This window comes from Brevundimonas lutea (assembly GCF_003704105.1).
GTDB lineage: Bacteria > Pseudomonadota > Alphaproteobacteria > Caulobacterales > Caulobacteraceae > Brevundimonas > Brevundimonas lutea.
Genome location: NZ_QUOQ01000005.1, coordinates 24,059 through 44,316 on the forward strand (window position 1 = coordinate 24,059; position 20,258 = coordinate 44,316).

A 20,258-nucleotide genomic window follows, 5' to 3' on the forward strand; every position below is an offset into this window, starting at 1 on the left:
GAGGGCCGCGCCATGACCGCCTACGATCTGGCCCGAGGGCTGCACATCCTGGCTGTCATCGCCTGGATGGCGGGCCTGCTGTTCCTGCCCCGGCTCTATGCCTACGACGCCGAACAGGCGGCCAAGCCCGAGCCGCTGCGCTCTGAGATGCAGACCCTGCTGCGGGCCTGGCAAAAGCGGCTGCTGCGCATCATCCTCAACCCGGCGATGATCCTTTCCTGGGGATTTGGCTTGTGGCTGATCCACATCGACACCCAGGCGCGCGGGTGGGGCTTCCTGCTCGAGCCCTGGATGGTCGCCAAACTGTCCGGCGTCATCCTGCTGACCGCCTGGCACGGCTTCCTGGCGGGACAGCGAAAGAGGATCGCGGCCGGGACCTCCACCCGCTCGGCCCGGTTCTGGCGGATGACCAACGAGATTCCCTTTCTGCTCGCCATCGTCATGGTGCTGTCGGTGACCACTGAATGGCGATGGTGAAGCGCCACTGACGCGCTTTCCCTTGACCCAGGGCCCCCTTCCGTGGTTCCGCTAGGGCATCCGCTTCGGCGGCTTCCCTTCTTTTGCGACGCGCGCTGGCCCCTGCTCCCTGGGAGCAATCCCTACGCCCGCGCGGTCCCGTCGCCCTCCCTTGGCCGCAAGGCCCTGAAATTAAAGCGATTATTACCCACGGGCGAACTGCGTCCGGCGGGCCAGCGAGTGCAGACCTCATGACCGACGTGCGCGACACCGATCCCGACACCCCCGAAACCGAAACGGATGCGCCCGCCGAGGCCGCGCCGGAGAAGCGCGCCCGGTTGAGCCTGCGTCGCGATCCTGAGCCCGCACCCCAACCCGAGCCCGAGCCGGCGACCGGCGACGCGGGTAGTCAGGACGAGGTCGATCAGGACGACGACGACGGCGACGACGACGGCGACCCCGTCGTCCCCTCGGGCCGCATCTCCCTTCAGGAGCTTAAGGACAAGACGCCGGCCGACCTGGTCGCCTTCGCCGAGGGCCTGGAGATCGAGAACGCCTCGAACCTGCGCAAGCAGGATCTGCTGTTCGCCATCCTCAAGACCCTGGCCGACGAAGAGGTCGAGATCTCGGCCGACGGCGTGCTCGAGGTCCTGCCCGACGGCTTCGGCTTCCTGCGCAGCCCCGACGCCAACTATCTGCCGGGTCCGGACGACGTCTATGTCTCGCCGTCCCAGATCCGCCGCTTCGGTCTGCGTTCCGGCGACACCGTCCACGGCACGGTGCGTGGCCCGCGCGAGGGCGAGCGCTATTTCGCCCTGCTCAAGGTCGACACGATTAATTTCGAGGACCCGGAAACGGTCCGCACCAAGGTCAATTTCGACAACCTGACGCCGCTCTATCCGGACTCGCGTCTGGTCATGGAAATCCAGGATCCCACGCTCAAGGATCGCTCGGGCCGGGTAATCGACATCGTCGCCCCTCTGGGCAAGGGCCAGCGCTGCCTGATCGTGGCCCCGCCGCGGGTGGGCAAGACGGTGATGCTGCAGAACATCGCCAAGTCGATCGAGGCCAATCACCCCGAAGTCTTCCTGATCGTCCTGCTGATCGATGAGCGCCCCGAAGAAGTCACCGACATGCAGCGCACGGTGAAGGGTGAAGTCGTGGCCTCGACCTTCGACGAGCCGTCCAGCCGGCACGTCGCCGTGGCCGAGATGGTGATCGAAAAGGCCAAGCGGTTGGTCGAGCACAAGAAGGATGTGGTCATCCTGCTGGACTCCGTCACCCGCCTGGGCCGGGCCTACAACGCCACCGTACCCTCCTCAGGCAAGGTGCTGACCGGCGGCGTGGACGCCAACGCCCTGCAGCGGCCCAAGCGCTTCTTCGGCGCCGCGCGCAACATTGAGGAAGGCGGCAGCCTGACCATCATCGCCACGGCCCTGATCGATACGGGAAGCCGCATGGACGAGGTGATCTTCGAAGAGTTCAAGGGCACCGGCAACTCCGAGATCGTGCTGGACCGCAAGGTGGCCGACAAGCGCATCTTCCCGGCCATCGACGTGCTCAAGTCCGGCACCCGCAAGGAAGATCTGATCACACCCAAGGATCAGCTGACCAAGACCTATGTGTTGCGGCGCATCCTGAATCCGATGGGACCACAGGACGCGATCGAGTTCCTGCTCGACAAACTGCGGCACGCCAAGAACAACGCGGATTTTTTCCAGTCGATGAACACCTAATCCTGCCCCGTCGCCTCGCATCCGATGTGAGGCTGCTCAAGGGTCTGTTTCACGTGAAACCGGAGCGCGCGCATGAAGATGAACGTCGAGATTGAGTGCACGCCGGTCGAGGCGCGGGCCTTCATGGGTTTGCCGGACGTCACGCCGTTGAATGAAGCTATGGTGGCCGAGATGCAGAAGCGGATGCAGGACAATATGTCGGCCATGCAGCCCGAAGAGCTGATGAAAACCTGGACCAGCTTTGGCATCCAGGCGCAGGACCAGTTCCGCCGCCTGATGGAGGCGGCGGTCACAGGGCAGAAATGAGCCGCCCGTGACCGACACCATCTTCGCCCTGGCGACCCCGCCGGGTCGGGGAGCCATCGCCGTCATTCGCCTGTCTGGTCCGGATAGCCGCGTCGTTCTGGAGCGCCTCGGCGCCGGGAGCCTAACGCCGAGGCTGGCCAGTCTGCGGACACTGGTTCACGCAGGCGAACATCTGGACGACGCCCTGGTTCTGCGCTTCGTCGCGCCAGCCTCCTATACCGGCGAAGACGCGGCGGAGCTCCACCTTCATGGCGGCGCGGCCGTGGTCGAAGGAGTGACCCGCGCTCTGCTCGATCTCGGTCTGCGCCCGGCCGAACCCGGGGAGTTCACCCGCCGCGCCTTCGAGCACGGCAAACTGGACCTGACCCGCGCCGAGGCGGTGGCCGATCTGATCGATGCCGAATCCGACGCGCAAAGACGGCAGGCCCTGGGTCAACTCGGCGGCGCGCTTGCCGAAACCTACGGCGGGTTCCGCGCGCGCCTGCTGCGCGCCCTGGCTCTTGTCGAGGCAGAGATTGACTTCCCTGACGAGGAAGTCCCGGACAATCTGGCGCGTCAGGCCAGTCCCGTTCTTGGCGAACTGGCCGCAATGCTGGAGGCAGCCCTGGCGGACGGCGAACGCGGACGGCGCGTCCGTGACGGCTATTCCGTCGTCCTGATCGGCGAGACCAACGCCGGGAAGTCCAGCCTGTTCAACGCCTTGGTAGCACGCGAAGCTGCAATCGTCACCGACATCCCCGGCACCACCCGCGATGTGCTCGACGCGCGACTGGAGATCGGCGGCTATGTGGTCACTCTGTCCGATACAGCGGGCCTTCGCGACAGCGCCGATCCCATTGAAGCCGAAGGCGTCCGCCGGGCCCGCGCCCGCGCGGAAAGCGCTGATCTGCGGCTGTGGGTGCGAGCGCCCGGCGACGCGGATGGTCCCGCCGCCTCCCTGTTTCGCGATGACGATCTGGTGGTTAAAACCAAGAGCGATCTGGGCGTTGACGGGTCCGGCATTTCGGTCAGTGTGCGAACTGGCGATGGGCTTGAGGCTCTGCATGACTGGTTGGCCGGACGGCTGGGGCGTGATCTGTCGGGCTCTGACTTTCCCCCCGTTACGCGCGCGCGTCATGCCCAGCGTCTCGGCGCGGCTCTCTCGTACGTAAGGTCGGCATCCGTCGCGATCGAGCGAGGTAGAGCGGAGTTGGCGGGCGATGATCTTCGCGCCGCCGGTCGAGCCCTGTCCTCCGTGACCGGAGAAGTGGGCGTCGAGGAGGTGCTGGGCGAGGTCTTCGCCAGTTTCTGTATCGGCAAGTAGGGCCGCCGGACCGTTATCTGTTTCACGTGAAACAGCGGTATGGCCGTACCGCTGCCAAGCGGCCGAGGTGGCGGAACCCAAGGTTTTGGCCTATGTGGCGGCCATGCTGAGTTTCGACGTCATTGTCATCGGCGGAGGTCACGCCGGCTGCGAAGCTGCCGCCGCGTCTGCGCGCGCGGGCGCTAGCACCCTGCTGCTGACCCAGTCGCTGGAAACCATCGGCGAAATGTCCTGCAATCCGGCCATCGGCGGCTTGGGCAAGGGCCACCTTGTACGTGAGATCGACGCGCTCGATGGACTTATGGGCCGGCTCGCGGATCGCTCGGGTATCCAGTTCCGCCTGCTAAATCGGTCCAAGGGCGCCGCCGTGCGGGGTCCTCGCAGCCAGATTGATCGCCGCCTCTATCGCGAGGCCATGCAGGCGGAACTCGCCGACTATTCCAACCTGACCCTGCTCGCCGGGGCAGCCGAACGGCTGCTGCTGGATGGCGGGCGCGTTGTCGGGGTGATCACGGGTGAGGGCCAGGAGATCGTCGCCGCCGCTGTGGTTCTGACGACCGGCACCTTCCTGAACGGCGTCATACACCGCGGCGATCTGCGCATTCCGGCAGGTCGGCATGGCGAGGCCCCCGCGACTGGACTTGCCGCCGATCTGGCTAACGCGGGCCTGCCGATGGGCAGGCTCAAGACCGGCACGCCAGCCCGTCTGGACGGCCGCACCATCGCCTGGGATCAACTGGAGATGCAGGCAGCCGACGCGGAGCCCGTTCCCTTCTCCTTCCTGACCGACCGGATCGAGGTTCCGCAGATCGCCTGCGGCGTGACCCATACGAACGAGGAAACCCACCGGATCATCGCCGAGAACCTGGGCGAGAGCGCCGTCTATGGCGGGCATCTCTCCGGGCGCGGGCCCCGCTACTGTCCCTCGATCGAGGACAAGGTGGTGCGGTTCGCCGACAAGACCTCACACCAGATCTTCCTGGAGCCGGAGGGTCTGGACGATCCGACGGTTTATCCAAACGGCATTTCGACCTCGGTGTCCGACGAGACCCAACTGAAGTTCCTGCGGACCATTCCTGGCCTGGAGCGGGTCGAGGTGTTCCGCTTCGGCTACGCCATCGAGTATGACTATGTCGATCCGCGCGCCCTGACGCCGGCCCTGCAGGTCAAGGCGCGCCCGGGGCTCTATCTCGCCGGCCAGATCAACGGCACGACGGGCTATGAGGAAGCGGGCGCCCAGGGGCTGATGGCTGGCTGGAATGCCGCCCGGGCGGCCGCTGGGCATGAACCCATAATCCTGCGGCGGGATCAGGCCTATATCGGCGTGATGATCGACGATCTGGTGACGCGGGGAGTGACTGAGCCCTATCGAATGTTCACCAGCCGCGCCGAGTACCGTCTGACTCTCCGCGCCGACAACGCCGATCAGCGGCTGACGCCGATCGGCATCGACGGAGGTATCGTTGGACGCGCCCGGGCTCTAGCCTTTGAGGCCAAGCGTTCCGCTTTGGACGCAGCCTTCTCGCTCTCGAGGGAAACCTCATTCACACCGCAACAGGCTCAGGCTCTGGGCTTGGCGGTCAACGCCGACGGCCGCCGACGCTCGATCCGCGACCTGCTTGGCTTCCCCGGCGTGACCCTCGCCGCTTTCGAGGCGGTTCAGCCGGAAATCGCCGAATGGAGCCGCGAGGTTCGCGAACAGGTCGAGGTCGATGCGGGGTACGCCGGCTATCTCGACCGGCAAGCGGCCGATGCGGAGGCCCTGACCCGCGAGGAATCCCTGTCGCTGCCGCCCGCGCTTGACTATGGCGCCATCGGCGGCCTCTCGACGGAGGTGCGCGAGAAGCTGGAGCGGGTTCGCCCCCTGACTCTGGGACAGGCCTCGCGGATCGAGGGGGTGACGCCGGGGGCGCTCACCGCGCTGCTCGCCCACGTCCAGCGCCGCGCCGCCTGACCGTGAACGCCGCCGAATTCCAAACGCTGAGCGGCGCCTCCGACGCCGTCATGGGCGACCTTGCCCGCTATGGCGAAATGCTCACGGAGGGCAACGCCGTGATGAACTTGGTCGGCCCAGCCACCCTGCCCGACTTCTGGCGGCGGCATGTGCTCGACAGCTGGCAGCTGTTGCCGCTCGCGCCCGACGCACTGACATGGGCCGATCTTGGGACGGGCGCCGGGCTGCCGGGCGTGGTTATCGCCGCCTTCCTCAAGGATCGACCCGGCGCCCATGTCCATCTCGTCGACAGTCTGGGCAAGCGGTGTCGCTTCCTGGAAACGGTGGTTCAAGCGCTGTCCTTGCCAGCCGACGTCATCAACGGGCGGGCCGAGGACGTGCGGCTGACGGTAGATATCGCCACTGCGCGCGCCGTGGCGCCGATGGATCGCCTGTTGGGATATGCCGAACCCCTGTTGAAAACCGGGGCGCAAGGGCTGTTCCTCAAGGGCGAAAGCGTCGATGACGAACTGGTCTCCGCCCGCAAAAGCTGGAAGATCGACGCCGTGACCTATCCTTCCCAGAGTGACGACCGAGGGCGCGTGGTTCGCGTCACCGCCGCGCGTCGGCTCGCGCCGGCGGGAGGTCGCCGTGGCCGCTGATCGTCCCATGCGGGTGATGGCTGTCGCCAATCAGAAGGGCGGCGTCGGCAAGACCACAACAGCCATCAATCTCGGTACGGCTCTGGCCGCGATCGGCGAGCGGGTGCTGATTGTCGACATGGACCCCCAAGGCAATGCCTCCACGGGGCTGGGTGTTCCACGTGAAACACGGCGGGTCACTATCTACGACGTCGTTGTCGATGGGCGCTCGATCGAGGATTCCGCAGTGCCGACGGCCGTGCCGGGGCTGTCGATCATTCCGGCAGACGCCGACATGTCGGGCGTCGAGATCGAGCTCAGCCAGGCGGACCGCCGGTCCTACCGCCTGCGCGATGCCCTGAGCCAGCTGGTGGAGCGAGACAAAGTCGGGTTCGACTATGTGTTGATCGATTGCCCGCCGTCGCTGAATCTACTGACCCTGAACGCCATGAGCGCCGCCGACGCCGTGCTGGTGCCTCTGCAGTGCGAATTCTTCGCCCTGGAAGGCCTCACCCAGCTGATGAAGACGATCGACATGGTAAGGCATAGCCTCAATCCGAAGCTGGAGATCCAGGGCCTGGTTCTGACCATGTACGACCGTCGCAACGCCCTGTCCGGGCAGGTTGCGGCCGATGTCCGCGCGCACTTCGGCGACAAGGTCTATGAGGCGGTGATCCCCCGAAATGTCCGGGTGTCCGAGGCCCCTTCCTTCGGCAAGCCGGCCCTGATCTACGACCTGAAATGCGCCGGCAGCCAGGCCTATCTGCGCCTGGCCCGTGAGCTGGTGACGCGCGAGCGGCGTCGTCGCGAAACCCTGGCTGCCTAAGGAGATCTCCATGTCCGAACGCCAGCGCGGCCTGGGTCGCGGCCTCTCCGCCCTGATGGGGGCCGACGCGCCTCCCCCCTCGTCCGATGTGTCCCCGGCCAGCGCAGCACGCGAAACGCCGATCGAGCTTCTGGCCCGCAACCCGGATCAGCCCCGCTACATCTTCGCCGACGACGAGCTTGGCGAACTGGCGGCGTCGATCCGCGAGCGTGGGGTGATCCAGCCGATCCTGGTTCGTAAGGCTCCAAGCGGTGAGGGCTGGCAGATCATCGCCGGCGAGCGCCGCTGGCGGGCGGCCCAGCTGGCGGGCCTGAAGACGGTGCCGGTGGTCGAGCGCGACCTCGACGACACCGAAACCCTCGAGGTGGCGGTGATCGAGAACGTTCAGCGCGAGGATCTCAATCCGCTGGAAGAGGCCAACGCCTACGCTCTGTTGATGACCCGGTTCGGGCGGACCCAGGACGCCGTGGCCGGGATCGTCGGAAAGAGCCGCAGCCATGTGGCCAACACCCTGCGCCTGATGAACCTGCCCGGCCCGGTTCAGGACCGGGTGCTGAAAGGCGAGCTCAGCGCCGGTCATGCCCGCGCCCTGATCGGCTCACCTGAGGCCGAAAGCTTGGCCGAGCGTATCGTCGCGGAGGGTCTTAACGTACGACAGACGGAGGCTCTTGCCCGCCGGGCGGCCGAGGGGCCGAAGCCGAAGAAGCCTGGCAGCGCTCGTCAGGTGGAAGGTTCGGCTGACATCGCGGCGCTGGAGAGCGACCTGGGCGACGCCTTGGGGCTGAAGGTCACGCTGCGGGATCGGGGCGGCCAGGGCGAGCTGACCCTCGCCTATCGCGACCTTGAGCAGTTGGACGAGATTTTCCGTCGCTTGATGCGGAGCTAAAGACCCAGGCGCCGCGCCCGGCCGGCGACTTCCAGAAGCAGACGCTCAGCGATCAGGGCATCGGGGCTGCCGGTGGACTTGCAGGCGCGCTCGGCCTCCAGGGCCGAAGCCCCGGCCTCGGCCACGGATTCGGGGCGCCAGGCGCGGGCCTGACGCAGCATTTCGGCCTCCTGTTTCCAGAAGACGCCGGCGGCCTTGGCCGCCTCCTTGGCGGTCGCGCCATTGGCGGTCAGCGCGTTGATTCGACGCAGCTTTCCGAGATGTCCGGTGACGGCGCGGACGGCCTGCGCGGGATGCTCCCCTTCCGCCAGAGCGCGTCGCAGCGAGGCCTGGGCCGGGGCGGCGCGGGCGCCGAAGGCCTGGAGCGCCGCATCAAACAGGCTCGCGTCGGGCTCCACCCCAAGATGGGCTTCCAGCTCCTCAGGGCCGATCGTGCGCTCGGACCCCGGGCCGATATAGAGGATCAGACGCTCGATCTCCTGCCGCATCAGGCCCCGTTCGCGTGGAAGCCGGGCGACAAAGATCTCCAGGGCGTCCGAGGCCAGGCCGACCCGGTCGGCGGCCAGGGCCTCTCGTGTCATGCGAGCCACATCGCCGATCTCGTCGTCATAGACAGCAATGGAGACCGCGCCCTTGGCGCCCTCGGCGGCCTTGCGCAGCCCGGAGTCGCGTCCCAGCGCCCCGGCCTCGATCACCAAGGCGGCGGTGGGATTGTAGCCGCCGTCAGCATGAATCTTGACCGCCTCGGCCGCCGCCTTGTCGACGCTTGCCTTGCCGTCTAGCCGCAGCCGCACCAGCCGTCGTCCGCCGGTCATCGACTGGGCGGTCAGGGCGTCCTCCAGCCGAGTCGGATCGGCGTCGATGTCCGCCTCGGTCAGCACCGTGACGTCGAACGGGTCGTCGATGTCGGGCACGAGCTTGCGGCAGAGCACCAGGGCCCGCTCCCCCACTCCGCCACGGTCCTTGCCGTGTATCAGGACGGCGCGCACGGCCGGGTCAGGCTGGCTGAGGAAGCGATCGACCTCGGGGCGCTTGGACAGGATCACGCGCCGCCTCCGGACCTAAGGTTCAAGCGCGCCGGCGAGGCGACGGGCGATGTCGAGGCGGATCAGGCGGGCGGCCTCGGCCGTCAGGCGCGCCTCGGCGTCGGTCTGGGCGGCGATGGAGCCGTAGGCCTGATCGACGGCGGCGTAGGTGACGGTGGCGGTGGTCCGGTCACCGAAAGGCGCGCCGCCGGTCGTCGGGGTGACCACCCAGTCGACCGTTAAGGTCAGCTGAAACCGGCTGGCGGTGTCGTCGATCCGGCGACCCAGCGGCAAACGCTCCTGCTCAAGCTTGGTCGTCAGGGTGTAGTCTGGACTGGCCGAACGATCCCAGCCCAGCTGGTCTTCCAGCGCCGTCTTGAGGGAAAACCCAAGTCGGCTGTCCGGCGTCTGCACGGCGATGCGCGACAGCTCCGCCCCCACGGTGGAGCCGCCCAGCGCGTTCTCGCCGTAGAGGGGCGTGAAGCCGCAGGCCGACAGGCCCAGCGCCAGACCGGCGGTCATGGCCAGGACCACGGACCGCGCGGTCACGCCGCCACCAGATTGACGATGCGGTCCGGCACCACGATCACCTTCTTCACCGAAAGGCCATTGGCGGACAAAAAGGCCTGCACCGCCTGGTCGGCCAGGGCGGCGGCCTCGACCTCGGCGGGATCGGCCCCGCGCGGCATGACCAGCTCGCTGCGCCGCTTGCCGCCGATCTGGATCGGCAGGGTGACGGCGTCGTCGGCCGCCAGTTTCGGGTCATACTCCGGCCACGGAGCATCCAGGATCAGGCCGGTGTGATCCAACCGCGCCCAGCCCTCCTCGGCCAGGTGCGGGGTGAAGGGAGCGATCAAACGGGCCAGGGCGGACAACGCCTCTCCGCGGGCCGCCCCGCCCGCCCGGTCATGAGCCTTCACCACGGCCAGGAAGGCGTAGAGTTTGGCGATGGCGGCGTTAAAGCGGAACCCCTGGACGCCGTCGGTCACCGCCTTGATGGCCTTGTGGGTTTCGCGGACCAGGCTCTCAGCCTGGGCGGCGTCGGCCGGCGCATCGGCATCGAACCCGTCGAACTCGGCCCAGACGCGCTGGACGAAGCGGCTGGCGCCCTCCACTCCGCCCGTGGTCCACTGAACGTCGCGCTCGGGCGGGCTGTCGGACAGGACGAACAGGCGGCCGGCGTCCACGCCATAGGCGTCGATGATGTCTTGGGGCGCGACCACGTTCTTCTTGGACTTGGACATCTTTTCGATGTCGCCGATGGTCAGAGCCTCGCCGGTCGACAGGCGCACGGCGCGGCGCTGCCCGCCCTCGGTTATCAGATCGACGTCCGCAGGCTCGACCCATTTGCCGTCGGTGGTCTTGTAGGTCTCGTGAACCACCATGCCCTGGGTGAACAGGCCGGCGAAGGGCTCCCTGACGTTCATCAGGCCGGCGTCGGACAGGGCGCGGCTGATGAACCGGGCATAGAGCAGGTGCAGCACCGCATGCTCGACCCCGCCGATATACTGGTCGACCGGCAGCCAGCGGGCGGCGGCGGCGGCGTTGATCGGCTCGGCCGCCTTGGGATCGGCGAAACGAGCAAAATACCAGCTGGAGTCCACGAAGGTGTCCAGGGTGTCGGTCTCGCGGGTCGCCTCGCCGCCACAGGACGGACAGGCGACATGTTTCCAGGTCGGATGGCGCTCCAGCGGGTTGCCGGGCACGTCGAAGGTCACGTCCTGGGGCAGTTCTACCGGCAGCTGGTCCGCCGGCGCCGGCACGACGCCGCAGGCCTGACAGTGGATGATGGGGATGGGGCAGCCCCAGTAGCGCTGGCGCGACACGCCCCAGTCGCGCAGGCGATAGATGGTCGCGCCCTGCCCCTGGCCCATGCCCTCGATCCGACGGATCGCCTCGGCCTTGGCGGCCTCGATCTCCAGCCCGTCCAGGAAGTCGGAGTGAAACAGACGTCCGGGGCCGACATAGGCTTCGCCTGAGACTACGAAATCGTCGCCGGCGCCTTCGGGCCTGACCACCGGTATGACTGGCAGGCCATACTTTTCGGCGAACTCCAGATCCCGCTGGTCGTGGGCCGGGCAGCCGAAGATGGCGCCCGTGCCGTATTCCGACAGGATGAAGTTGGCGATCCAGACCGACACCTCGCGGCCATCGAAGGGATGGCGGACCCTGAGGCCCGTGTTCCAGCCGATCTTTTCGGCCTGTTCGATGTCGGCCTGGCTGGAGCCGCCCTTGCGGCATTCGGCCACGAAGGCGGCAACCTCGGGGTTCGCTTCGGCCAGCGCCTTGGCGATGGGATGATCGGGCGCGATCCCCATGAAGCTGGCCCCGAACAGGGTGTCGGGCCGCGTCGTGTAGACTTCCAGACCTTCCGGCGCTTCGGCGGGGGCGTCCCCAATCCAGCGCCAGGTCATCTTCAGACCCTTGGAGCGGCCGATCCAGTTCTCCTGCATCAGGCGGACCTTGTCAGGCCAGCGCTCCAGCTCGCCCAAGCCTTCAATCAAGTCGTCGGCGTAGTCGGTGATGCGCAGGAACCACTGGTTCAGCTTGCGCTTCTCAACCACCGCGCCGGAGCGCCAGCCGCGTCCGTCGATGACCTGCTCGTTGGCCAGCACGGTGTTGTCGACCGGGTCCCAATTGACCACGCCATCCTTGCGATAGACCAGGCCGCGGCTGAACAGCTCCAGGAACCAGGCCTGCTGCTTGCCGTAGTAGGTCGGATCGCAGGTGGCGAATTCTCTGGACCAGTCCAGGGACAGGCCCAGCAGCTTCAGCTGGTCGCGCATGGTCGCGATGTTGGACCAGGTCCAGTCGCCCGGATGGACGCCGCGTTCCATGGCCGCATTCTCGGCCGGCATGCCGAAGGCGTCCCAGCCCATGGGGTGCAGCACGTCGAAGCCTTGGGCCCGTTTCAGCCGCGCGACGACGTCGCCCATGACATAGTTGCGGGCGTGGCCCATATGGATGTTCCCGCTGGGATACGGAAACATTTCAAGGACATAGTATTTCGGCCGGCCGGTGTCGTGGTCAGGCGTGACGAAGGCCCGGGCCTCGGCCCAGCGAGCCTGCTGGCGGGGTTCGGCCGACTTGGGATCGTAGCGCGCCATCAGGCGGGGAGACTTTCAGGCAGGAGGAGCGGTCGAGTTGGTGAGGAGACTCAGCGAACCGTCGATAGGTTGAGCTGGCGGGCCCGGGTCAGGATGGCGTTCTCCAGGTCCGTCTCGGTCTGGGCGGCCACCGGCTGAGCGATCCACTGGCCCGAAGCGTCGCGCGCCTCCTTGACCACCGAGACATTCAGGGCGTCGGCGCGCAGCCGGCTGTCGAGGATGAAGACCGTGGCCTTGAACCGCTCGTTCGGCGCCTCGGGGCTGGTGAACCAGTCATAGTTGATCACGCCGCCCCAGGGGTCGGCGGTGACCAGGGGCATGAAGGCCAAGGTGTCCAGCGAGGCGCGCCACAGGAAGGCGTTGACGCCGATACCCACCTCGGCCGCGCCGGCCGTCGGCTCCGGGCCGCGGAAGGGGTTCAGCGAGCCGCAGCCCGAAAGCGTCATGCCGCCGATCACCAGGGCGACGACCGCGCCGCGAACAATGGCCATGGAAGAAACTCCGTCAGTGGGAATGCGGCGCGTCGGGCGACGCCACGATCATCGCTTAAGGCTCTATAGCACGGCGAAAACGTGGCCTGACAAGCACACCCGGATGGGGATTGATTCGGCTGATCCCCCTCATGCGCCGCCTGACGGCGACTCCGTGACGCGGAGGCCACAACCGGCGGCCAAGAGTCACGGAACCGGGGTCACGCTGCCTCGTTGCGTTGACCGGGTGTTCATGCGGTGTCTAATCGCCGGCGTCACTGTCGGAATTTCGACATGCGACGAGGCTATGGAACCGCGTCCGGTCAAACGAGACGCCGGACCAGAGGGTTGGAAATGCGGGTATCTTCCGCGATCACGGCTGGACTGCTGGGCTTGGCGCTCGTCGCCGGGGCCTCTCCTGTGTTCGCCCAGCAGCGTGTTTCCAACGATCCTCGTCTGAATGGCGACAGCACCGCCTTTTCCGAACAGCGCACGCTGCCGCGCCGCGCCCTGTCGTGGCTGCGCGGCCGGATCGGCCTGGACGTGGACACCGCAGTGCCGCCTCCGCCGGTCAATGTGGTTCGGCCAGACGACGCCCGCCCGCTGAATCAGGTCGAGGCCGGAGCCTATTACCGCGTCAGCCCTCGCCTTCGCGTCGGCGTCACGGCTCCGGTGGCCCAGGATGACGTCGAGACCCGCGTCGGCGAGGCCGATCGTCGCTCCCAACCGCGCGTGCGGCTCGAGACCATTTTCAAGTTCTGATCGCGCCCCAGGCGCTCACAATCGCGTCCACCGCCGCGATCCCGCACGCGCCGGACTGCACAAGATCGCCCGCACGTCGGGCCGTGATGCCGCCCAAGGCATAGACGGGCAGCTGTGACGCCGCGACGGCGGTCGCCAATCCCACCGCTCCCAAGGGGGGGGCCGATGACCGACCGCCCGGCATGAAAGCCGGGGAGGCGATCAGCGCATCGAGGCCTTTCGCGTTGGGCGGCGATGGATCGCGCGCCGGGTGCCAGGCGGCTGTGATCAGCCAGTCGGGATGACGGTGGCGAATGTCAGAGGCGCGATCGGTGTCGCTCCCGGGCAGGTGGACGCCATCGGCCTCGACCGCTGCGGCCAGGTCGGCGTCCTTGCCGATCAGCAGACGGACCTCCGCGCACCGGGTGACGGCGCGCAATCGTCCGGCCTCCGCTTCCGCCTCCGGTCGGCCAAATCCGCGATACACCACCCCCGCTCCGACCGGCAGCCGTGCGGCGACGATCCAGGGCTCGGGCGTCCGGTCCGGATCGGTGAAGAACAACAGCGGCGGCAGATGCGGCGTCACGGCCGCCTCGGACAGGGCTCGGGCGGCTCGCCACAGGCGGTCGGCTTCGCTATCCAGGCTCATGGCCGATGCTCCCTCGATCGCCGACGCCCTCGACACTGTGCGCCGCCGGATCGCCAAGGCCGAGCGGCTGGCCGGTCGCGCGCCTGGGTCGGTGGTCCTGACCTGCGTGTCCAAGACCCAGGCCCCAGAGCGGATAGACCAGGCTCTGGCTGCGGGCCAGCGCGTGTTCGGCGAGAACCGGGTGCAGGAAGCGGAAGGGCGGTGGGCGGAGAGGGATCGAACGGACCTCACCCTGCGCATGATCGGCCCGCTGCAATCCAACAAGGCGAGCGCCGCCGTCGCCCTGTTCGACTCCATTGAGACCGTGGATCGGCCAAGCCTCGCCAAGGCTCTGGCCGAAGCGATCCAGACCCAAGGCCGCGCGCCGGAGCTGCTGGTGCAGGTCAATACGGGCGAGGAGCCGCAGAAGGCCGGAGTCGCGCCGGCCGATCTCGACGGCTTTATCGACGCCCTGCGCAAGGACTATGGCCTCGGTCCGGCAGGCCTGATGTGCATCCCGCCGGTCGAGGAGGAGCCGGCCATGCATTTCGCGCTGCTTCGCCGCATGGCGGATCGAAACGGCCTGTCGGTGCTTTCCATGGGCATGAGCGACGATTACCTGACCGCCATCCGCTTCGGCGCCACCCATGTACGGGTCGGCTCGGCCATCTTCGGGGCACGGCCCGCGGTCTGACAAAATTCCCCTCTCCCAAGCGTCGCCTTTGCGGCGGCGACGATTGAAGGCATTCTCCCCGGCATGGCCAAATCAAAGACCATCCTGATCATCGATGACGACGCCGAGCTTCGTGAGGCCCTGGCCGAGCAGCTGGAGATGTATGACGAGTTCGGCGCTGTCCAGGCGGGCACCGCCGGCGAAGGCCTGCGCCAGGCCAAGGAGGTCCGCGCCGACATGGTGCTGCTGGATGTCGACCTGCCTGACATGGACGGTCGCGAGGCCTGCCGGATGCTGAGGAAGGCGGGAGTATCAACGCCGATCATCATGCTGACCGGGCAGACGTCAGATGCAGACGCCATTCTGGGGCTGGACTCCGGCGCCAACGACTATGTCACCAAGCCCTTCCGCTTCGCCGTGCTTCTGGCTCGCATCCGCGCCCATCTGCGCAGCCACGAACAGTCCGAGGACGCGGTGTTCTCGATCGGACCTTACGAATTCCGTCCGGCGGCCAAGGTGATGATCGATCCTCAGGGCAAGAAGATCCGGCTGACGGAAAAGGAAACCAGCATCCTGAAGTATCTCTATCGCGCCGACGGCAAGGCCGTGTCGCGCGAGGAGCTGCTGACCGATGTCTGGGGCTACAACGCCGGGGTGACGACCCACACCCTGGAGACTCACATCTATCGCCTGCGTCAGAAGATCGAGCCGGAGCCCGGCCAGGCGCGGCTGCTGGTCACCGACGCGGGGGGCTATCGGCTGCAGCCCTGACGGGACGACGGTCTGGACAGGCCGGCCGGCCAAGCCTAACACCGCGCCCCCTTCCGCCGGGTCCGATCCCTGGCGCCGACAGGACAAGGAGCGCCTCATGGGCCGCAAGCAGACTTCCCGCAACGCCGTCGGCAGCGGCCCGTCCCAGCGCCAGCTTCGCGCCGGAGAATTGATCCGTCACGCCCTGGTCGATGTGCTCCGCGAGGAGGAAATCCATGATCCGGCCCTGAAGGACGTGTCGGTGACGGTGACCGAAATCCGCTTGAGCCCCGACCTTCGCCACGCCACCTGTTTCGTCGAGCCGCTCGGCGCCGGGGTTCAGACCGCGCCGACCGCCGGTCACGTCGAGGAGATCGTCAAGGCGCTGAACACCCACGCGAAGTTCCTCCGCGGCGTCCTGGGCCGTCACATCGACATGAAATTCACGCCGGACCTGCGTTTTCGCCACGATGAAAGCTTCGAAGCCGCCGAACGCCTGAACCGCCTGCTCGACGATCCCAAGGTCAAGGCTGATCTGGAACGCGCTCCCGACGACGAGGGCTGAGGGTGGCCCGCCGAAAGCGTGGCCAGCCGATCCACGGCTGGGTCTGCCTGGACAAGCCGCTGGAGCTCGGGTCGACCGAGGCGGTGACGCGGGTGCGCCGTCTGTTCGACGCCCAGAAGGCCGGCCATGCCGGAACGCTCGACCCGCTGGCCACCGGTATTCTGCCGATCGCGCTGGGCGAGGCGACCAAGACCGTGCCCTTCATGATGGAGGCCGAGAAGATCTATCGCTTCTCCATCCAGTGGGGCGTCTCGACCGACAGCGTCGACCGCGAGGGGCGCGAAATCGGCCGCTCTGACGTGCGGCCGACGCTGGAGGCGGTGCGCGCCGCCCTGCCGGCTTTCGTCGGCGAGATCGACCAGGTTCCGCCGGCCTTCTCAGCCATCCGGGTGGACGGTCAGCGCGCCTATGACCTGGCCCGCGAGGGGGTGGAGGTGGAGCTTCAGGCTCGCCGGGTGACCATCCACGAGGCGGCTGTGACCAATGCTCCGGACGCCGATCACGTCGAAATCACAATCCGCACCGGCAAGGGCGTCTATGTCCGCTCCCTGGCCCGCGACCTGGCCCGGACCTTGGGCGCCGAGGGGCACGTTTCCGCGCTGGGGCGCGAGCGGGTCGGGCCGTTCGGGCTCCAGAACGCCGTGACGCTGGATTCTCTGACGGAAATGGTGCATAGGGGCGCCGCCTCGGAAGGCTTGCTTCCCGTCGCGACCGCCCTGGACGACATCCCGGAGCTGGCCGTGACGACCGAAGACGCCCTCCAGCTTCGGCAAGGTCGGCCGATCGTTCTGCTTCCCCGACAGGTGGAGACCCTCAAGACCCGGCTTTCGTCGGGCTCTCGAACGGTTTCCGCCTTCGATGGCGAAACGCTCGTCGCTCTCTGCTCAATGCGGGCCGGCCGGCTGGAACCCGACCGCGTTTTCAACCTCTCCTGAGGCCTTGCCGACGGAGACTCCAACCGGGCTCAAGCAGCGAGGGACCGCGTCCCGAGCGATAGCCCACTTAAGGAGCACCCGATGTCGATTACCGCTGAACGCAAGACCGAGGTCATTGCGGATAACGCTCGCTCGCAAGGCGACACCGGCTCGGCCGAGGTTCAGGTCGCGATCCTGTCGGAACGCATCGCCAACCTGACCGAGCACTTCAAGACCCACAAGAAGGACAACCACTCGCGTCGCGGCCTGCTCAAGATGGTCTCGCAACGCCGGCGGCTTCTTGACCACCTGAACAAGGTCGATCGCGAGCGCTATACCGCCCTGATCGGCAAGCTGGGCCTGCGCCGCTAAGGCGCGATCCGGCAGCGGATAAAGTTTTTCGAGGCGCGGGCGTCATGCCCGCGCCTCGTTCCGCATCCAGAACCACCCGCGCGCCGCGGGATTTCCGGCGCTTTGACGCGAGGGCCTCACCTGGTCCTCAACTTCCCGGATTGTCCGCGATGGCGCGGCGATCCCTGGACCGAAGGACTGAACGCCCGACGCTCCACCCCCATGCTGGGACCCCGCGCGGAATTCGCCGCCGGGAGACGAAAGACGAAGAATGTTCGACATCAAACGCAAGACGATCGAGTGGGCCGGACGCCCGCTGACCCTGGAGACGGGCCGTATCGCCCGTCAGGCCGACGGCGCGGTGCTCGCGACCTACGGCGAGACCGTGGTCCTGGCCACCGTCGTCTATGGCCGCGCGCCCAAGCCCGGCCTCGATTTCTTTCCCCTGACCGTGAACTATCAGGAAAAGACCTTCGCCGCCGGCAAGATCCCGGGCGGTTATTTCAAGCGTGAAGGCCGTCCGACCGAGAAGGAAACCCTGGTTTCCCGCCTGATCGACCGTCCGATCCGCCCGCTGTTCGTCAAGGGCTTCAAGAACGAGACCCAGGTCGTCATCACCGTGCTGCAGCACGACATGGAGAATGACCCGGACATCGTCGGCCTGGTCGCCGCCTCCGCCGCCCTGACCATTTCGGGCGTGCCCTTCATGGGCCCGATCGGCGCCGCGCGTGTCGGCTACGTCGACGGCGAGCTGGTGCTGAACCCAACCATCGACCAGATGCCGGATTCGGACCTGGACCTGGTGGTGGCCGGCACCCAGGACGCCCTGATGATGGTCGAGTCCGAGGCCAAGGAGCTGTCGGAAGACACCTTCCTCGACGCCCTGATGTTCGCCCACAAGGGCATGCAGCCGGTGATCGACGCCATCATCGAAATGGCCGAGCACGCCGCCAAGGAGCCCTTCGACTTCCAGGCCGAGGACCACTCCGACGTCGTCGCCAAGATCCAGTCAATGGTCGGCGAGGACATCAAGGCCGCCTACACCCACGCCGGCAAGTACGAGCGCCGCACCGGCGTCGACGTGGCCAAGAAGAAGGCCGCCGAGGCCCTGGTCAAGACCGACGAGAACCCCGACGGGGTCGAGAGCGCCAAGTTCGCCTCGGCCTTCAAGGAATGCGAGGCCCACGTCCTGCGTCGCGACATCATCGACAATGGCCACCGGGTCGACGGCCGCGCGCTCGACAAGGTCCGGGACATCGTCTCGGAAGTCGGCGTCTTCCCGCGCACCCACGGCTCGGCTCTGTTCACCCGCGGTGAAACGCAAGCCATCGTGGTCGCCACTCTGGGCACCGGCGAGGACGAGCAGTACATCGACGCCCTGACCGGGACGTACAAGGAGAAGTTCCTCCTGCACTACAACTTTCCCCCCTACTCGGTCGGTGAGACCGGTCGGATGGGCGGCGCGGGCCGTCGGGAAATCGGTCACGGCAAGCTGGCCTGGCGGGCGATCCGTCCGATGCTGCCGTCGTCAGAAGACTTCCCCTATACGATCCGTCTGGTGTCGGAGATCACCGAGTCGAACGGCTCCTCCTCCATGGCCACGGTCTGCGGATCGTCGCTGGCCCTGATGGATGCGGGTGTGCCCCTGAAGAAGCCCGTCTCGGGCATCGCCATGGGCCTGATCCTGGAGCCGTCGGGCGAGTTCGCCATCCTGTCGGATATCCTGGGTGACGAAGACCACCTGGGCGACATGGACTTCAAGGTCGCCGGCACCCGTGACGGCATCACCTCGCTGCAGATGGACATCAAGGTCGCCGGCATCACCGAGGAGATCATGAAGAAGGCCATCGCCCAGGCTTCGGCCGGCCGCCTTCACATCCTCGACGAGATGGACAAGGCCATCGATGGCGCCCGCACCGAGCTGGGCGAGTTCGCGCCCAAGATCGAGTCGATCAAGATCCCCACCGACAAGATCCGCGACGTGATCGGCACCGGCGGCAAGATCATCCGCGAGATCGTCGAAAAGACCGGCGCCAAGGTCAACATCGAGGACGACGGCACGGTCAAGATCGCCGCCTCGGATCAGGAGAAGATCGACGCCGCCCGCGACTGGATCACCTCGCTGACCTCGGAGCCCGAACAGGGCGTGATCTACACCGGCAAGGTCGTGAAGGTCGTCGACTTCGGCGCCTTCGTGAACTTCTTCGGCGCCAAGGACGGCCTGGTCCACGTCTCCCAGATGGCTCTGGAGCGGGTCGCCAATCCGGCCGACGTCGTTTCGGAAGGCCAGGAGGTCAAGGTCAAGTTCCTGGGCATGGACGATCGCGGCAAGACCAAGCTGTCGATGAAGGTCGTCGATCAGGCGACCGGCGAGGACATCACCGACAAGATCAACGCCGAGCGCGCCGAACGCGGTGAAGCCCCGCTGTCGGACGACACCGGCGGTCGTCCGCGCCGCGAAGGCGGCGATCGTGACCGGGGCGGCGACCGCGGCCGCGGCCGCCGTCGCGACTGATCGCATCGCCGATCTGAAATGAAGGAGGCCCCGCCGGCGACGGCGGGGCCTTCTTTCTATTCCGGGTTCTGGATCAGCCTGAGCAGGCTGCCATCGGGGTCGACCATGTAGGCGATGGTCAGGCCGGAGCTTTCGCGGCGCGGGGGCTGCAGGCGGGGCGCGCCGGTTCGCTGCTCCGGAACGCCGGCCGCCGTGCACGCCGCATAGAAGCCGATCAGGTTGTCGAGCCGCAGACAGGCGCCGAAGCTGCTCTGGGCCGGATCGAGGTCGGGGTAGGGGAAGAACTCCAGCTGGACCCCGCCCCGCGACAGGATCATCCAGCCGCCGTCGCGCCAGCCCTGCTCGAAGCCCAGCGCCTGATAGAAGCGCGAGGTGGTCTCGAAATCCCGGGCCGGGAGGTTCGGTGTGGCGTGGTCAGTCACGGCGCCCTCC

Annotated in this window: 21 protein-coding genes; 15 read left to right on the forward strand and 6 right to left on the reverse strand. The window is 67.2% G+C overall.

The window, feature by feature from the left end; genetic code table 11:
- The first annotated feature begins 12 nt into the window (after window positions 1–12).
- The 8 genes from EES48_RS09960 to EES48_RS09995 all read left to right on the forward strand — a co-directional run bounded on the left by EES48_RS09960 (window position 13) and on the right by EES48_RS09995 (window position 8,087).
- Complete coding sequence (locus EES48_RS09960; RefSeq protein ID WP_122466302.1) at window positions 13–477, forward strand: CopD family protein; 465 nt, start codon at window positions 13–15, stop codon at window positions 475–477.
- 230 nt (window positions 478–707) lie between these two features.
- The gene (gene rho, locus EES48_RS09965) at window positions 708–2,192 is read left to right on the forward strand and encodes a transcription termination factor Rho (RefSeq protein ID WP_122466304.1); all 1,485 of its coding nucleotides are present in this window, start codon (window positions 708–710) and stop codon (window positions 2,190–2,192) included.
- 72 nt (window positions 2,193–2,264) lie between these two features.
- On the forward strand, window positions 2,265–2,498 hold the full coding sequence (locus EES48_RS09970; RefSeq protein WP_122466306.1) for a DUF6489 family protein: 234 nt from the start codon (window positions 2,265–2,267) through the stop codon (window positions 2,496–2,498).
- Between the two features lie 7 nt (window positions 2,499–2,505).
- On the forward strand, window positions 2,506–3,801 hold the full coding sequence (mnmE, locus tag EES48_RS09975; protein ID WP_122466309.1) for a tRNA uridine-5-carboxymethylaminomethyl(34) synthesis GTPase MnmE: 1,296 nt from the start codon (window positions 2,506–2,508) through the stop codon (window positions 3,799–3,801).
- 103 nt (window positions 3,802–3,904) lie between these two features.
- Window positions 3,905–5,755: a tRNA uridine-5-carboxymethylaminomethyl(34) synthesis enzyme MnmG gene (gene mnmG / locus EES48_RS09980; protein ID WP_122466908.1), complete on the forward strand. Its 1,851-nt coding sequence runs from the start codon at window positions 3,905–3,907 to the stop codon at window positions 5,753–5,755.
- A 50-nt stretch (window positions 5,756–5,805) separates the two neighbouring features.
- Window positions 5,806–6,396 (forward strand): 16S rRNA (guanine(527)-N(7))-methyltransferase RsmG, encoded by a 591-nt coding sequence (gene rsmG / locus EES48_RS09985; RefSeq protein WP_122466911.1) that lies wholly within the window; start codon window positions 5,806–5,808, stop codon window positions 6,394–6,396.
- A 7-nt stretch (window positions 6,397–6,403) separates the two neighbouring features.
- Window positions 6,404–7,201 (forward strand): ParA family protein, encoded by a 798-nt coding sequence (locus EES48_RS09990; protein ID WP_122466913.1) that lies wholly within the window; start codon window positions 6,404–6,406, stop codon window positions 7,199–7,201.
- A 10-nt stretch (window positions 7,202–7,211) separates the two neighbouring features.
- Window positions 7,212–8,087, forward strand: coding sequence for a ParB/RepB/Spo0J family partition protein (locus tag EES48_RS09995; protein WP_122466311.1), 876 nt, complete (start codon window positions 7,212–7,214; stop codon window positions 8,085–8,087).
- Here EES48_RS09995 and holA read toward each other — a convergent pair.
- The 4 genes from holA to EES48_RS10015 are packed head-to-tail and all read right to left on the reverse strand — an operon-like array spanning window position 8,084 to window position 12,710.
- Window positions 8,084–9,133: a DNA polymerase III subunit delta gene (holA, locus tag EES48_RS10000; protein ID WP_122466314.1), complete on the reverse strand. Its 1,050-nt coding sequence runs from the start codon at window positions 9,131–9,133 to the stop codon at window positions 8,084–8,086. The two genes, EES48_RS09995 and holA, sit on opposite strands and share 4 nt — an antisense overlap.
- A gap of 15 nt (window positions 9,134–9,148) precedes the next feature.
- Window positions 9,149–9,661 (reverse strand): LPS assembly lipoprotein LptE, encoded by a 513-nt coding sequence (lptE, locus tag EES48_RS10005; protein WP_240623313.1) that lies wholly within the window; start codon window positions 9,659–9,661, stop codon window positions 9,149–9,151.
- Window positions 9,658–12,219: a leucine--tRNA ligase gene (gene leuS, locus EES48_RS10010; RefSeq protein ID WP_122466317.1), complete on the reverse strand. Its 2,562-nt coding sequence runs from the start codon at window positions 12,217–12,219 to the stop codon at window positions 9,658–9,660. The genes lptE and leuS overlap by 4 nt, the downstream gene beginning before the upstream one ends.
- 50 nt (window positions 12,220–12,269) lie before the next feature.
- Complete coding sequence (locus EES48_RS10015) at window positions 12,270–12,710, reverse strand: DUF3576 domain-containing protein (RefSeq protein ID WP_122466319.1); 441 nt, start codon at window positions 12,708–12,710, stop codon at window positions 12,270–12,272.
- Window positions 12,711–13,043: 333 nt separating this feature from the next.
- Here EES48_RS10015 and EES48_RS10020 point away from each other — a divergent pair, with 333 nt between their 5' ends.
- Entirely contained in the window at window positions 13,044–13,451 is a 408-nt protein-coding gene (locus EES48_RS10020) for an NtrZ family periplasmic regulatory protein (protein ID WP_122466322.1), read from the forward strand.
- On the opposite strand, the gene EES48_RS10025 is transcribed toward EES48_RS10020, so the two are convergent.
- Window positions 13,441–14,079: a thiamine phosphate synthase gene (locus EES48_RS10025; RefSeq protein ID WP_122466325.1), complete on the reverse strand. Its 639-nt coding sequence runs from the start codon at window positions 14,077–14,079 to the stop codon at window positions 13,441–13,443. The genes EES48_RS10020 and EES48_RS10025 overlap by 11 nt on opposite strands.
- Between EES48_RS10025 and EES48_RS10030 the strand changes: the two genes are divergently transcribed.
- From EES48_RS10030 to pnp, 6 genes are all read left to right on the forward strand, one after another.
- The gene (locus EES48_RS10030; RefSeq protein ID WP_122466327.1) at window positions 14,078–14,752 is read left to right on the forward strand and encodes a YggS family pyridoxal phosphate-dependent enzyme; all 675 of its coding nucleotides are present in this window, start codon (window positions 14,078–14,080) and stop codon (window positions 14,750–14,752) included. The two genes, EES48_RS10025 and EES48_RS10030, sit on opposite strands and share 2 nt — an antisense overlap.
- Before the next feature lie 63 nt (window positions 14,753–14,815).
- Window positions 14,816–15,502 (forward strand): response regulator transcription factor, encoded by a 687-nt coding sequence (locus EES48_RS10035; protein ID WP_122466330.1) that lies wholly within the window; start codon window positions 14,816–14,818, stop codon window positions 15,500–15,502.
- A gap of 97 nt (window positions 15,503–15,599) precedes the next feature.
- Entirely contained in the window at window positions 15,600–16,046 is a 447-nt protein-coding gene (gene rbfA, locus EES48_RS10040) for a 30S ribosome-binding factor RbfA (RefSeq protein ID WP_122466332.1), read from the forward strand.
- 2 nt (window positions 16,047–16,048) lie between these two features.
- Complete coding sequence (gene truB / locus EES48_RS10045; RefSeq protein WP_122466334.1) at window positions 16,049–16,981, forward strand: tRNA pseudouridine(55) synthase TruB; 933 nt, start codon at window positions 16,049–16,051, stop codon at window positions 16,979–16,981.
- A gap of 81 nt (window positions 16,982–17,062) precedes the next feature.
- Complete coding sequence (gene rpsO, locus EES48_RS10050) at window positions 17,063–17,332, forward strand: 30S ribosomal protein S15 (protein WP_122466336.1); 270 nt, start codon at window positions 17,063–17,065, stop codon at window positions 17,330–17,332.
- Between the two features lie 250 nt (window positions 17,333–17,582).
- Entirely contained in the window at window positions 17,583–19,826 is a 2,244-nt protein-coding gene (gene pnp, locus EES48_RS10055) for a polyribonucleotide nucleotidyltransferase (RefSeq protein WP_122466338.1), read from the forward strand.
- 56 nt (window positions 19,827–19,882) lie between these two features.
- Here the strand turns inward: pnp and EES48_RS10060 are convergent, their stop codons facing one another.
- Window positions 19,883–20,248, reverse strand: a complete 366-nt coding sequence (locus EES48_RS10060) for a bleomycin resistance protein (RefSeq protein WP_122466340.1) — start codon at window positions 20,246–20,248, stop codon at window positions 19,883–19,885.
- Window positions 20,249–20,258: the final 10 nt, after the last annotated feature.